Below are 13944 nucleotides of genomic sequence, written 5' to 3'. Positions count from 1 at the left end.
CGAGTACATCCACTTCTATAACCACGAGCGGCTCCAGACAAAGACTGGCCTGGCTCCGCTCTCGCTTCGCCAGGCCAGTCTTTGATTCGTTTACTTCTACCCCTTGCAGGCCTCTTTTTTGTACTGTCCGCACAATATGGGGCGGTTCACAGCGGGGGATCTGCTTTTTCTATATGATTCAATCATTCCAAAAAGAGCTCGCACTCTTTGCGATCGGAACACACTTTTTTCAGAGCCAGCCCCACGGCGGAGAGCATTACCGGATTGACCCGGCGGGCCGACTGGGGGCAGACTGCGACGCACCGCATGCAGCCGATGCAGGCCGATTCGTCCACCTTTTTGGGGTCTTCGGGGCGGATGGCCTGGACCGGACATTCCGCTGCGCAAAGGCCGCACCGGGTGCAGTCCGAGGTGGGCTTGGGGACGAGCTTGCTGCCGCTGGTTTTTTTATAGGGGCGGTTGCCGGGGAGGGAGGGCTTGGTGTCCTCCCCGCGGGCCAGTTTTTCCTGAATCTGCTTTGCAAACCCGGCCAGCCGCTGGGCGTCCTCCGCGTCGGGGCGGCCGGCGGCAAACTGGCGGGCGATGGAGTGCTCCGCAATAGCGCTGACGGCGGCCATCACCCGGAAGCCGGCTTCTTTGGCGGTGTCGGCCAGCTCCACCAGGGTGTCCTCGTAGGCGCGGTTTCCGTAGACGCAGACCAAAACCGCCCGGGCACCGTTGCCCTTTACGGCGGCCAGCCGCTGAACGGCAACGGCCGGCACCCGGCCTGCATAGGAGGGAACTGTGATAACCGCCAGATCCTCCGCCGTCAGAGCGAGATCGGAAAAAGCGGTCTTGCTGTCGGTCAGGTTCACCTGGGCGGCCTTGGGCGCCAGGGCGTCGGTCAGAAGGTCGGCAGCCTTTTTGGTGCCGCCTGTGGGGCTGAAATAGAGCTCGTAGACATTCATGGGCAGATCCTCCTTGGAGTTCCAGGACGTTTTGGGGTTCTGCCCGGGGCGGGGCTCAGGGTTCTGCTTGCAATTTTCCGGGCGGACCGATACAATAAAGGTGTAATCCAATGCGTTACATCAGGGACAGTGTAACATGGTTGTGATGTAATGTCAATCGTTACATCGGAGAAAGGGTTGAAAAAAGAGCGTATGCAGATCAGTGTAAAGTGTTCGGTGGCGGTGCATTGCCTTATATTCATCCACCAGGCCAAGGGGAGGGCCAAGGTGACCAGCGGCCTTTTGGCGGAGAGCACCGGCTGCAACCCGGTGGTGATCCGCAATATTCTGAGCGCCCTGAAAAAAGCGGGGCTGATCACCGTCCCCCGGGGGACCGGCGGCGCCGAGCTGGCAAGAGATCCGGTCCAGATCACCCTCTATCAAATCTATGCCGCGCTGGAAGGGGAGGGCGTGATGTCCTTGATCGGCATCCATTCCTGCCAGCAGCGGCCCTGCCCGGTGGCGCAGAACATCCGCAAGGTACTTTGCAAACCGTACCATCAAATAGAGGATGCGGTGAAAAAGACCATGAGCGAGATCACCCTCCAATCCATGATCGAGGACTACGAGGCCCTCGCGGCGGGCCCGGAGGAATAACACCGGACAACGGCCCCGGCCGGTTTAAAGGAAACAAAAAACGGCGAAGCTCCTTTTGGGGGCTTCGCCGTTTCTTTGCGGTTTATTTGCGGGCGGCGCCGGACCGGGCGGCCAGCTGCTCGGCGGAGGGGGGCGTATCCCCCTGGGCGGCCTTTTCCAGGTGGCTGATCCGCTGGTCCAGGGCGGTGAGCCGCTGGGCCACCAGATCGGGCAGATCCTGCTGGTCCAGATCGTCCGCCGGGATCACCGTCTTGCTGTTGATCCGCACCACCTCGGCGGGGTTGCCCACGGCGGTGCAGTTGGCGGGCAGGTTGTGCAGCACGATGCTGCCCGCGCCCACCCGGGCGTTGTCCCCGATGAACACCGGGCCCAGCACCTTGGCCCCCGCGCCGATCAGCACGTTGTTGCCCAGGGTGGGGTGGCGTTTGCCGGTGTCCTTGCCGGTGCCGCCCAGGGTCACCCCATGGTAGATGGTGCAGTTGTCGCCGATCTCGGTGGTCTCGCCAAAGACGATCCCCATGCCGTGGTCGATGAAGAGACATTTGCCGATTTTGGCGCCGGGGTGGATCTCAATGCCGGTGTGGTGCCGGCCGGACTGACTGACCCATCGCGCCAGGAAAAACCGCTTGTGCTGGTAGAGCCAGTGCGCAATGCGGTGATAAACCAAAATGTGGAACCCGGGGTAGAGCAGGATCACCTCCAGCACGCTCCGTGCGGCGGGGTCCTTGCGCTGGATGTTCCGCGCATCCTCCAATAAACCCATAGGGAATACCTCCTTGCCCAAAACGCTGCGGCCCGCGGGAGACGGGGGCGGACCGTTGTTTTTTCATTTTAACACACCGGCGGGGGAAAGTACAGGCGGCGGGCGGGTTTTCGGGGCCGGGGGGCGGCGCAGGGGCGGATTTTCGTAATTCTCGCCAAAATTCGCCGCCCGGCAGAGGGTACTTTTCACACCGAAAAAGGCCGGGATGGGATTGACACTTTTCGCGTTTCTATGATAAAATATCTTGAGATACAATACAGTAACAGGAGGAGCAGACCTATGCTGAATGGCCGCGCGCACTATAAGTCCAAAATGCGTTTCTCGGCTGGCTTTGGCGTGGGTGCGTTGTTTTCTCATTTTGCTGGATAAGCTTTTCCCTTTTGCGGGGAAAAGTTTTTTTTTGCCTGCCTGCAGGCGTTCGCCCACTTTGAAAAACATCATGGGAGGAGATCTGTCATGCTGCTTCAAAACGCTGTCAACGCACGGGGAGAACCCATCGAGATCTATACCCGGGAGGGTAAGATCCAGGCCGTGGGTCAGGGGCTTGCGGCCCTGGCCGGCCCGGAGGAAACGGTGCTGGATGCCGGAGGTCTGACCGTTCTGCCCGCCTTTGTGGATCTGCACTGCCACTGGCGCACCCCCGGATTTGAATATAAAGAGGACATTGAGACCGGCAGCCGGGCCGCGGCCGCGGGCGGGTACACCTTTGTGAACCTGATGCCCAACACAAAGCCGGTCTGCTCCTCGGCGGCCCAGGCGGCTGAGATTGAGCAGAAAGCCGCCGAGATCGGTCTGTGTGACGCAAACCAGACCGTCTCCATCACCGAGAATTTCGACGGCAAGACCCTGGACCACCTGAAAACCCTGCCCGCCAGCGTCAAGTTCATCACCGAGGACGGCCACGGTGTTCAGGATACCGCCACCATGGCCCGGGCGTTTGCCATCTGCACCCAGCGGGACATCACCGTCATGAGCCACGCCGAGGATATGGAGATCAGCCCCTGGGACTACCGCCTGGCCGAGGACATCGAGACGGTCCGGAACTGCTGGCTGAGCGAGTACTACCAGACCCGGCTGCACATGTGTCACGTTTCCACCCGGGGCGCGGTGGAGGCCATCCGGATCGCCAAGCTCCGGGGCGCGCCGGTCACCTGCGAGGTGACCCCCCACCACCTCTGGTTCACCAAGGATACCTGCGATTACCGGGTCAACCCTCCCATCCGCACCGCCGACGACATCGAGGCCCTGCTGGACGGGATTCGGGACGGTACGGTGGACGCCATCGCCACCGACCACGCCCCCCACTCGGAAGAGGATAAGCTCAAGGGGATGGCCGGCATGGTGGGCAGCGAGACAGCCTTCGGGGTCTGCTACACCAAGCTCTGCCGCCAGGAGGGGATGCCTCTGGAAGTGGTCAGCCGCCTGATGAGCGAGGGCCCCGCCCAGATCATGGGCCTGGCCAAGGGCCGGTTGGAGCCGGGCTACGACGCCGACTTCGTGCTGGTGGATCTGGATACTCCTTATATAGTAAATAAGGACGCCCTTCACTCCAAGTCCCATAACTGCCCCTACGACGGGGCCGAGCTCTACGGCCGGGTCTGCGCCACCGTCAAGGGCGGCCAGCTGACCTACCAGGCCGAATAACAACCAGACCGAAATTCATCCAAGGAATTTTATGAAAGAGAGGAACACTCCCATGACCAATATGGATAAACTGTACGAAGCAGTCGAAGCCCGCGGCCCGGTCTGCGTTGGCCTGGACACCGACTTTTCCTACCTGCCCGAGGGCTACGCCGATACGGCTCTGACCAAGGGCGAGAACATCGTTCGCTTCAACAAGGCCTTGATCGAGGCCACCAAGGCAGTGGCGGGCTGCTTTAAGGTTCAGATCGCCTACTACGAGGCCCTGGGCCTGGACGGCCTGCGGGCTTATGCCGAGACCCTCAAGGCTGTGCGTGCCGCCGGTGTGCCGGTGATCGCCGACATCAAGCGGGGCGACATCGCCAAGACCGCCGAAATGTACGCCATGGGCCACTTCACCGGCGACTTCGAGGCCGATTTCGTGACCCTGGCCCCCTATATGGGTCTGGATTCCATCAGCCCCTATCTGCCCTACGCCGAGAAGCAGGGCAAGGGCCTGTTCGTCCTCTGCCGCACCTCCAACGGCGGCGCCAAGGACTTTGAGTACGAGAAGCTGGCCGACGGCCGCCACGTCTACGACCTGGTGGGCGACAAGCTCAATGAGCTGGGCAAGGGCTACATGGGTGAGCACGGCTACTCCTCCATCGGCCTGGTCATCGGCGGCACCCACATCGAGGAGGCCACCGAGATCCGCGCCAAGTACAAGGACAGCTTCTTCCTGATCCCGGGCTACGGCGCCCAGGGCGGCAAGGCCGAGGATATCGCCCAGTACCTGACCAAGGGCAACGGCGGCACCGTCAACTCCAGCCGCGGCATCCTGCTGGCCTACAAGAAGCAGCCCGGCGTTGCTTTCGACGAGGCCGCCTACAACGAGTGCGTCAACATGAAGGAGGCCATCGCCCATGCGTGCAGCCTGCTGTGAAGCCACCGTCCTGAGCCATGAAGTGGTTCAGGAGGACATCCGCCTGCTGCGGGTCCACTGGCCGGACGCCGAGCACGCCCCCCACGCGGGCCAGTTCTTCACCCTGCGGTCCTGGCCGGCCGAGGAGGGGCCCTTCCTCTCCCGGCCCATCAGCGTCCACAAGTGGGAGCCCGAAACCCTGACGGTGGAGTTCCTCTACCAGGTCATCGGCGAGGGCACCCAGAAGCTGGCGACCCTGAAACCGGGGGATACCTTCCAGCTGACCGGCCCCATGGGCAACGGCTTTGATATTCCGACCCTGGCCGCTCAGTATAAAAAGATCGCCGTGGTGGGCGGCGGCATCGGCACCGCCCCCATGTATCAGGTGGCCCGGGAACTGGCCGCCGCCGGGGTGAAACCGGACGTCTTCTTCGGCTTCCGGGACAAGCCCTACTGCATGGAGGAATACCGCTCTATTGCAAACCTCGTCAAGGTGTCCACCGACACCGGCGCGGTGGGCTTCCACGGGTTTGTCACCCAGCTGTATGATCCGGCGGATTACGACGTGGTGCTGGTCTGCGGCCCTACGGTGATGATGAAAAACGCGGCCCGTCTCTGCGCCGAAAAGGGCACCAAGTGCCTGGTGAGCCTGGAGAAGAAGATGGCCTGCGGCATCGGGGCCTGCCTGGGCTGCACCTGCGAGACCAAGTCCGGCGAGGGCAAGAGCGTCTGCAAAAACGGCCCGGTATTTGATGCGGCGGAGGTATTCTGATGGCAGATTTAAAGACGAGCCTTCTGGGCTTTACCATGAACAGCCCCATCATCGGCGCCTCGGGCACCGTGGGCTATGGCGTCGAGTACGAGGAGCTGGCGGACTTCAATAAGATCGGCGGCATCTCCGGCAAGGGCCTGACCCTCCACGGCCAGTACGGCAACAAGGGCGAGCGCCTCTGGGAGACCCCCTCCGGCCTGATCAACAGCATCGGCCTCCAGAACCCCGGCGTCCAGCACTTTATCGACGTGGAGCTGCCTGAGATGCTGGAGCTGAAACGCCAGTACGGCACCGTGATTCTGGCGAATCTGGGCGGCCACAGCGAGGAAGAATATGTCGAGGGCGCGGCCATGCTCAGCGAGAGCCCGGTGGATATCATCGAGCTGAACATCAGCTGCCCCAACGTCAAGGTGGGCGGCATGGCCTACGGCGTCAAGGCCGAGGCCGCCGGGGCTGTGGTCAAGATGGTCCGGGAGGTCTGCAAAAAGCCCCTGATGGTCAAGCTCAGCCCCCAGGCCGAGAACATCCCCGACATGTGCAAGGCCGTGGAGGCTGCGGGCGCCGACGCCATCAGCCTGACCAACACCTTCCAGGCCTGCGCCATCGACCTGGAAAAGCGTCGTCCGGTGTTCGACAACATCTTCGCGGGGCTTTCCGGCCCGGCGGTGCGGCCCATCGCCCTGCGGATGGTCTGGCAGGCAGTGGGTGCGGTTCAGATCCCGGTGGTGGGCCTGGGCGGCATCGCCACCGGCAAGGATGCGCTGGAGTTCATCATGGCCGGCGCAGCCGCGGTCCAGGTGGGCGCGGCCAACTTTGCAAACCCCCGCGCCATGGAGACCATCGCCGACGAGATGAACGAGTGGATGGACCGCCACGGCGTCGCCAGCCTGGACGAGATCCGGGGCTGCGCCCGCTGATATTCGCATATCATTGACTAATATACAGAAAAACGATATTTTCTTGCATAAATTTGCAATTCGCCCCAGAGCGTGATACAATACTGGGAACATAAACCACAGAATACCAAGAGAGGGAGACGTACAATGAGCGAAGCAATTGAAATTTTGAAGAGCTGTGACGCATTCCTGGAGGGCCACTTCCTGCTGTCCTCCGGCCGCCATTCCAGCGCCTACTGCCAGATGGCCTATCTGCAGCAGTACCCCGACCGCTGCGCCGAGGTGATGAAGCCGGTGGCCGACAAACTCAAGGAGATGGATGTGGACGTCATCGTCGGCCCCGCCATGGGCGGCATCGTCTACGCCTACGAGCTGGCCCGCCAGACCGGCAAGCGCGCCATCTTCACCGAGCGGGTGGACAATGTGATGACCCTGAAGCGGTTCGCCATCCAGCCGGGTGAGAAGTGCATCATCGCCGAGGACGTGGTGACCACCGGCATTTCCTCCCTGGAGACCAAGCGGGTCATCGAAGAGGCCGGCGGCATCTGTCTCGGCATCACCTGCGTGGTGGACCGCACCAAGCCCGAGGCACCGTCCCCCATTCCCATCGTGGCCAGCGCTCTCAAGCTGGATCTGCCCAACTACGCCCCCGAGGAATGCCCCATCTGCAAGGAGGGCAAACTGCCCCTGGTGCACCTGGGCAGCCGCAAGATGAAGCAGGAAGCCAAGCAGACCCTGTAAGCCCCCGCAGTTGAAACAAGCTTAAACGAGGTTATCGGAATGAACGCATATCTTCTTTTGGCAAACGGGATGGTCTTTGAGGGCCAGTCGGTGGGCGCTGAGGGCGTCACCGTGGGCGAGGTGGTCTTTGCCACCGGCATGGTGGGTTTCCAGGAGACCCTGACCGACCCCAGCTACTACGGCCAGATCATCACCCAGACCTACCCGCTGATTGGCAACTACGGCATGAACAGCCAGGACATGGAGTCCGGCAAGATCTGGGCCCGGGGTTATATCGTGCGGGAAGCCTGCACCACCCCCTCCAACTGGCGTTGTGAGGAGACCCTGGACAGCTTTTTGAAGAAAAACAACATCATCGGCATCGAGGGGATCGACACCCGCCACCTGACCCGGATCATCCGGGAGAGCGGCGTTATGAACGGCGCCATCCTCACCGAGTTCGACCCCGCCGACCCGGCCAACGCCGCCCGGACCGAGGCCCTGCTGGCCGAGATCCGCGCCTATGCGGTGACCGACGCCGTCAAGACGGTCACCTGCGCCGCCCCCGAGGTCTATAATCCCCAGGGCGAGCTGCACATTGCCCTGATGGACTACGGCTGCAAGCGGAACATTGTCCGCTGCCTGACCAAGCGCGGCTGCAAAGTCACCGTGATGCCCGGCTATTCCACCGCCGAGCAGATCAAGGAGCTGAACCCCGACGGCATCATGCTCTCCAACGGCCCCGGCGACCCCGCTGAGCCGGTGGAGGTCATCGAGAACCTGCGCCATATCTTTGCGCTGGGGATCCCCACCTTCGGCATCTGCCTGGGTCATCAGCTGTCGGCCCTGGCTGCCGGCGCCAAAACCGTCAAGCTCAAGTACGGCCACCGCGGCGCAAACCAGCCCGTCACCGACTTTGCCAGCGGCCGCACCTTCATCACCAGCCAGAACCACGGCTACGCGGTGGTGGGCGAGGAACTGCCCGAAGAGATGGGCACTGTGGCCCAGGTGAACGCCAACGACGGCACCTGCGAGGGCATCCAGTACAAAAAATGGAACTGCTTTACCGTCCAGTTCCACCCGGAAGCGAACGGCGGCCCCAAGGACACCGAGTTTCTGTTCGACCGCTTCCTGAATAACGTCAAAGCTGCAAAGGAGGCGCGCTGAAACATGCCTAAGGACCCTAGTATTAAAAAGGTGCTGGTCATTGGTTCCGGCCCCATCATCATCGGCCAGGCGGCCGAGTTCGACTACTCCGGCACCCAGGCCTGCCGCGCCCTCAAGGCCGAGGGCATCGAGACGGTGCTGCTGAACTCCAACCCCGCTACCATTATGACCGACCCCGACGTGGCCGACCACGTCTATATCGAGCCCATGACCCTGGAAGTGGTGGAGCGGATTCTCGAGATCGAGAAGCCCGACTCCGTCCTGCCCAACCTGGGCGGCCAGATGGGCCTGAACCTCTCCATGGAGCTGGCCCGCAGCGGCTACCTGGACAAGACCGGCATCCGTCTGCTGGCCTGCAAGCCCGAGACCATTGACCGGGCCGAGGACCGGGAGCTCTTCAAGGAGACCATGGAGAAGCTCCACCAGCCCATCATCCCCTCTGAGGTCGTGGAGACCCTGGAGGACGCCCTGGCCTGCGCCGACCGGATCGGTTACCCGGTCATTGTCCGTCCCGCCTTCACCATGGGCGGCACCGGCGGCGGCATCTGCGAGGACAAGGCCAAGCTGATCGAGATCGGCACCAACGGCCTGCGTCTTTCCCCCATCCATCAGATCCTGGTGGAAAAGTGCATCGCCGGCTGGAAAGAGATCGAGTACGAGGTCATGCGGGACCACAAGGGCAATGTGATCACCGTCTGTAACATGGAGAACCTGGACCCCGTGGGCATCCACACCGGCGACTCTGTGGTCGTGGCTCCCTCCCAGACTCTGACCGACCACGAGTACCAGATGCTCCGCACCGCGGCCCTGGATATCATCACCGAGCTGGGCATCGAGGGCGGCTGCAACTGCCAGTTTGCCCTCAAACCGGACAGCTTCGACTACGCGGTCATCGAGGTCAACCCCCGTGTGTCCCGTTCGTCGGCTCTGGCCTCCAAGGCCACCGGCTACCCCATCGCCAAGGTGGCCACCAAGATCGCCATCGGCTATACCCTGGACGAGATCACCAACGACGTCACCGGCAAGACCTGCGCCTGCTTCGAGCCTGCGCTGGACTATATTGTCGTCAAGTACCCGAAGTGGCCCTTCGATAAGTTCGTCTACGCCGACAAGTCTCTGGGTACCCAGATGATGGCCACCGGCGAGGTGATGTCCATCGGCAACAGCTTCGAGGCCGCCATGATGAAGGCTGTTTCCTCCATCGAGCTGGGCATGGACACACTGACCCACAAGCCCTTTGAGGAGCTGAGCGATCAGGAGATCATCGCTCATATGCACATCCAGGACGCCGAGCGGGTGTTCTGCGTCTACGAGGCCCTCAAGCGGGGCATTGACCACGAGACCATCTATAAGATCACCAAGATCGACTGGTGGTTCCTGGACAAGATGCAGCACCTGGCCAACCTGGAAAAGGGCTTGGCCCGCTGCAACGGCAATCTGAGCCTGGAGCAGTACAAGGAAGCCAAGAAGTACGGCTTCCAGGACAAGACCATCAAGCGCCTGGCCCAGGTGGAGACTCTGCCCATCGAGAACTACCGCGCCGGCTTCAAGATGGTCGATACCTGCGCCGCTGAGTTCTCGGCCAACACCCCCTATTTCTACTCCACCTACGACGGCGACAACGAGGCCGCCGAGTTCATCGCAGCCAAGGACGCCCAGACCGAGGGCAAGAAGAAAAAGAAGATCCTGGTCTTTGGCTCCGGCCCCATCCGGATCGGCCAGGGCATCGAGTTCGACTACTGCTCGGTGCACTGCGTCTGGACCCTCAAGAAGAACGGCTGCGAGGCCATTCTGGTCAACAACAACCCCGAGACCGTCTCCACCGACTTTGACACCGGCGATCGCCTCTACTTCGACCCCCTGACCCCCGAGAGCGTGGACAACATCATCGCCACCGAGAAGCCGGACGGCTGTGTGGTCCAGTTCGGCGGCCAGACCGCCATCAAGCTGGCCAAGCACATGGACGAGATCGGTCTGCCCATCCTGGGCACCCCGGCGGACGCCATCGACGAGGCCGAGGACCGCGAGCGGTTCGACGAGCTGCTGGAGCGCTGCGGTATTCCCCGTGCCCCCGGCCGCACCGTCTTTAACCTGGAGGAGGCTCTGGCCGCCGCCGACGAGATCGGCCTGCCGGTTCTGATGCGTCCCTCCTACGTTCTGGGCGGCCAGAACATGATCGTCGCCTACACCAAGGCCGACGTCATCGAGTATATGGGCGTTATCACCGAGCACGTGGACATGGACCACCCCGTCCTGCTGGATAAGTATATCCAGGGCACCGAGTGCGAGGTGGACGCCATCTGCGACGGCGAAAACTTCCTGATCCCGGGCATCATGGAGCAGGTGGAGCGGACCGGCGTCCACTCCGGCGACTCCATCTGCGTCTACCCGGCCCAGCACCTGACCCAGAGCGTCATCGACACCATGGTGGATTACACCGGCCGTTTCGCCCGTGAGCTGAAGGTCGTGGGTCTGGTGAACGTCCAGTATGCTGTCTCCAACAACCGGGTTTACGTCATCGAGGTCAACCCCCGTTCTTCCCGTACCGTCCCCTATATCTCCAAGGTTACCGGCGTGCCCATGGTGGACCTGGCGGTCCGCTGCTGCCTGGGCGAGAAGCTGGTGGATATGGGCTACGGCACCGGTCTGCACCCCAACGCCCCCTATGTGGCTGTTAAGGTGCCTGTCTTCAGCTTCGAGAAGCTGCACGGTGTGGATACCCAGTTTGGCCCCGAGATGAAGTCCACCGGCGAGGTGCTGGGCATTGCCCCCAACTACCACGACGCCCTGCTCAAGGGCCTGATCGGCGCCGGCTACACCTTCAAGACCCCCGGCCCCGGCAGCTGCTGCATCTTCACCGTCAAGGACAGCGATAAGCCCGAGTTTGTGGATATCGCCTGGCGTCTGAAAAATATGGGCTACAAGCTCTATGGAACCTCCGGCACCTGTGCCTGGCTCAATAAGCACATGGTCCCCTGCAACGAGGTGCGGAATATGTCCGGCGAGTCGCCCAACATCATCGATCTGCTCCAGAGCGGTCTGGTGGACTATGTCTTCTCCACCAGCGCCAAGGGCCGCGATCCCCGGCGTGACTCGGTCCGCCTCCGCCGCAAGGCCGTGGAGCTGAGCATCCCCTGCATTACCGCAGTAGATACCGCCACCGCTCTGGTCAATTGCCTGAGCAGTGAGCACAGCCTGAAAAATATTCCGCTGGTCGATATTGCTACGTTGTATCGCAACAAATAAGCTTCGTGCGTAAACTAGGCCGTTTTGTGCGCAAAGTATCGCAATCACCCTGTGGTTTTGCTATACTCTACAACGCAAAATTTGCCAAAATACGTTACTTTTGGCGGAAATTCCAGCCCCAACAGCCAGATGCAAAGATTGTGCTATGCATCTGGCTGTGCTGGGCTATGGAGGCGCCGCGAAAAGTGGAACTTGCCGTTCCAGGAGGATATCGATACATGACCCGTTCCCAGATGATCGAGACCGTCGCCCGCAAAACCGGCTTTACTGAGAGCCAGGTGGAGATGACGATGGATGCAATGTTCAACCAGATCGCAGAGTGCCTGTGTGCGGACGAAAAGGTGACCATCGCCGGTTTTGGCCGGTTTGAGATGCGTCCCCGCAAGCCCAAGGCCTACACCAACCCCAAGACCAAGGTGTCCAGCCGGTTGGAGTCCACCTCGATCCCCGGCTTTAAGGCAAGCGGCCGCTTCAAGCAGAAGCTGGAGGCCGGCCGCGCCAACAAGACCGTGGAAGAAACTGCATAAACTGCCAATCAGGCCGCGCACCCACCCGGGATGCGCGGCCTTTTTGTTGTGGTGCTGACTTTTTGCGCGGGGCATGTTATACTATACAAAAGAACTACTGTGCAGGAGAGAATGGAGTTAAACCGATGCTTTACAGTGAACTGCAGTGCAGCGAGGCCATCCGCAAAGCCGTCGAGCGGATGGGTTTTACCGAGATGACGGAAGTACAGGAGAAAACCATCCCTGTGATGATGGCGGGGCGGGACGTCATTGCCAAGGCCCCCACCGGCACCGGCAAAACCTGTGCCTTTGGCATCCCCATTGTGGAACAGATCGACCCGGAGAAAAAATACCCCCAGGCTGTGGTGTTGGCCCCCACCCGGGAGCTGGCCCAGCAGATCGCCCAGGAGCTGGCAGAGCTGGCCTATTATCTGCCCGAGATCCAGGTGGCCTGCGTCTACGGCGGCGCCAATATGGACAAGCAGGCTCGCCGCCTGGCCGAGGGCTGCCAGATTGTGGTGGCCACTCCGGGCCGCCTGATGGACCACTACAAGCGCCGGAGTATTGATATCTCCCATGTAACCCAGATCGTGCTGGACGAGGCGGACGAAATGCTGAACATGGGCTTTTACAAGGACGTGCGGCACATCATCGACCTGATGAAAGCCCACAAGTCCCTGTCCATGTTCTCGGCCACCATCAGCCGTGAGGTCATGGACATCGGCTGGCTGTACCAGAAGGACGCCGAGGAGATCACCGTCCAGCCCAAAGAGGAGAGTCAGCCCAAGATCACCCAGTATATGCTGGAGACCTCCGGCCGGAACAAGCTGTCCGACCTAGCCCAGCTGGTCATTGGGGAGGGCTACAAGCGGGTGATGGTCTTCTGCGATACCAAGTTCGCCACCGCCACTCTGGCCAACCAGCTGGCCCGCCTGGGCTTCTCTGTGGATTGCCTTCATGGTGATCTGTCCCAGAAGGAGCGCAACCAGATTATGCAGAACTTCCGGGACGGCAAACTGGCCATTCTGGTGGCCACCGACGTGGCAGCCCGGGGCATTGATGTGTCGGACGTGGACGCGGTCATCAACTACGACGTGCCCTCGGACAATGAGCACTATACCCACCGGATCGGCCGCACCGGTCGCGCCAAGAAAGAGGGCGTGAGCTATCTGTTCTATCTGCCCGAGGAGAAAAAGCGGGTAAACGAGCTGCTCCGTCTGACCCGGAACACCGAACTGTGCACCCCGGTGCATTTCGACTTTAACCACGAGCGGATTGTGGTGGAGAAGAAGCAGGACCCGGCAGACCGGTTCCAGATCAAGTGCTATTTCTGATCCTATATTAAGGTAATATAATAGAGGGTCCCGGGCCTCTTTGCGGCGGTGCAGAGAGGCCCGGGATTTTTTCTTTCAAATTTCCTCAAAAAATGCAAAAAAAGTGTTGACAAAAGGGGAGTGCGGTGGTATTATACTCAGGCACCCCGGGTCACACGAAAGAATGACTCTTGCGGGAGCCCACGAAACCGATCGAAAAGTTCAAAACACTTCGAAAAAAGTGCTTGACAAATGAACGGCTCGGTGGTAAAATAAAGAGGTCGTCAGCCGAGAGGCGAACGACACACAGGACCTTGAAAATTGAACAATATCGAAAAACTTGTAACGGAACCTTATTGCGTGCGGATTTGGAAACGCACGTTAAACAATTCCAAAAACAAAGTAATTCGTATAGGACGCAAGCGATTGCGTGCTG

The 13944-nt window shown here is 60.9% G+C and carries 14 protein-coding genes; 11 read left to right on the top strand and 3 right to left on the bottom strand.

The window, feature by feature from the left end; all coding sequences use genetic code 11:
- The first annotated feature begins 7 nt into the window (after nt 1-7).
- Complete coding sequence (locus JCM17207_RS13910) at nt 8-85, top strand: hypothetical protein (protein ID WP_373871900.1); 78 nt, start codon at nt 8-10, stop codon at nt 83-85.
- Nucleotides 86-182: 97 nt separating this feature from the next.
- On the opposite strand, the gene JCM17207_RS13705 is transcribed toward JCM17207_RS13910, so the two are convergent.
- Complete coding sequence (locus JCM17207_RS13705; RefSeq protein WP_309295419.1) at nt 183-1058, bottom strand: EFR1 family ferrodoxin; 876 nt, start codon at nt 1056-1058, stop codon at nt 183-185.
- 81 nt (nt 1059-1139) lie between these two features.
- On the opposite strand from JCM17207_RS13705, the gene JCM17207_RS13700 reads away from it, so the two are divergent.
- Entirely contained in the window at nt 1140-1583 is a 444-nt protein-coding gene (locus JCM17207_RS13700) for an Rrf2 family transcriptional regulator (RefSeq protein ID WP_238318173.1), read from the top strand.
- 82 nt (nt 1584-1665) lie between these two features.
- Here the strand turns inward: JCM17207_RS13700 and epsC are convergent, their stop codons facing one another.
- On the bottom strand, nt 1666-2346 hold the full coding sequence (gene epsC / locus JCM17207_RS13695; protein WP_238318172.1) for a serine O-acetyltransferase EpsC: 681 nt from the start codon (nt 2344-2346) through the stop codon (nt 1666-1668).
- Nucleotides 2347-2409: 63 nt separating this feature from the next.
- Complete coding sequence (locus tag JCM17207_RS13690; RefSeq protein WP_238318171.1) at nt 2410-2787, bottom strand: hypothetical protein; 378 nt, start codon at nt 2785-2787, stop codon at nt 2410-2412.
- A 15-nt stretch (nt 2788-2802) separates the two neighbouring features.
- On the opposite strand from JCM17207_RS13690, the gene JCM17207_RS13685 reads away from it, so the two are divergent.
- From JCM17207_RS13685 to JCM17207_RS13645, 9 genes are all read left to right on the top strand, one after another.
- Nucleotides 2803-3990, top strand: coding sequence for a dihydroorotase (locus JCM17207_RS13685; RefSeq protein ID WP_238318170.1), 1188 nt, complete (start codon nt 2803-2805; stop codon nt 3988-3990).
- Nucleotides 3991-4042: 52 nt separating this feature from the next.
- Nucleotides 4043-4909: an orotidine-5'-phosphate decarboxylase gene (pyrF, locus tag JCM17207_RS13680; RefSeq protein ID WP_238318174.1), complete on the top strand. Its 867-nt coding sequence runs from the start codon at nt 4043-4045 to the stop codon at nt 4907-4909.
- Nucleotides 4890-5660 (top strand): dihydroorotate dehydrogenase electron transfer subunit, encoded by a 771-nt coding sequence (locus tag JCM17207_RS13675; RefSeq protein WP_238318169.1) that lies wholly within the window; start codon nt 4890-4892, stop codon nt 5658-5660. The genes pyrF and JCM17207_RS13675 overlap by 20 nt, the downstream gene beginning before the upstream one ends.
- Nucleotides 5660-6577: a dihydroorotate dehydrogenase gene (locus JCM17207_RS13670; RefSeq protein WP_238318168.1), complete on the top strand. Its 918-nt coding sequence runs from the start codon at nt 5660-5662 to the stop codon at nt 6575-6577. The genes JCM17207_RS13675 and JCM17207_RS13670 overlap by 1 nt, the downstream gene beginning before the upstream one ends.
- A 126-nt stretch (nt 6578-6703) precedes the next feature.
- Complete coding sequence (gene pyrE, locus JCM17207_RS13665) at nt 6704-7297, top strand: orotate phosphoribosyltransferase (protein WP_238318167.1); 594 nt, start codon at nt 6704-6706, stop codon at nt 7295-7297.
- A gap of 39 nt (nt 7298-7336) precedes the next feature.
- Nucleotides 7337-8443: a carbamoyl phosphate synthase small subunit gene (locus tag JCM17207_RS13660; RefSeq protein WP_238318166.1), complete on the top strand. Its 1107-nt coding sequence runs from the start codon at nt 7337-7339 to the stop codon at nt 8441-8443.
- Nucleotides 8444-8446: 3 nt separating this feature from the next.
- A complete protein-coding gene (carB, locus tag JCM17207_RS13655; RefSeq protein ID WP_238318165.1) occupies nt 8447-11689 on the top strand; it encodes a carbamoyl-phosphate synthase large subunit in 3243 nt (1080 codons plus the stop codon).
- Between the two features lie 218 nt (nt 11690-11907).
- Nucleotides 11908-12216, top strand: a complete 309-nt coding sequence (locus JCM17207_RS13650; RefSeq protein WP_238318164.1) for an HU family DNA-binding protein — start codon at nt 11908-11910, stop codon at nt 12214-12216.
- Between the two features lie 125 nt (nt 12217-12341).
- The gene (locus JCM17207_RS13645; protein ID WP_238318163.1) at nt 12342-13529 is read left to right on the top strand and encodes a DEAD/DEAH box helicase; all 1188 of its coding nucleotides are present in this window, start codon (nt 12342-12344) and stop codon (nt 13527-13529) included.
- Nucleotides 13530-13944 lie beyond the last annotated feature (415 nt).

The sequence above is a fragment of the Faecalibacterium gallinarum genome (assembly GCF_022180365.1).
GTDB lineage: Bacteria > Bacillota > Clostridia > Oscillospirales > Ruminococcaceae > Faecalibacterium > Faecalibacterium gallinarum.
This window is presented reverse-complemented; position numbering and strand designations above follow the sequence as displayed.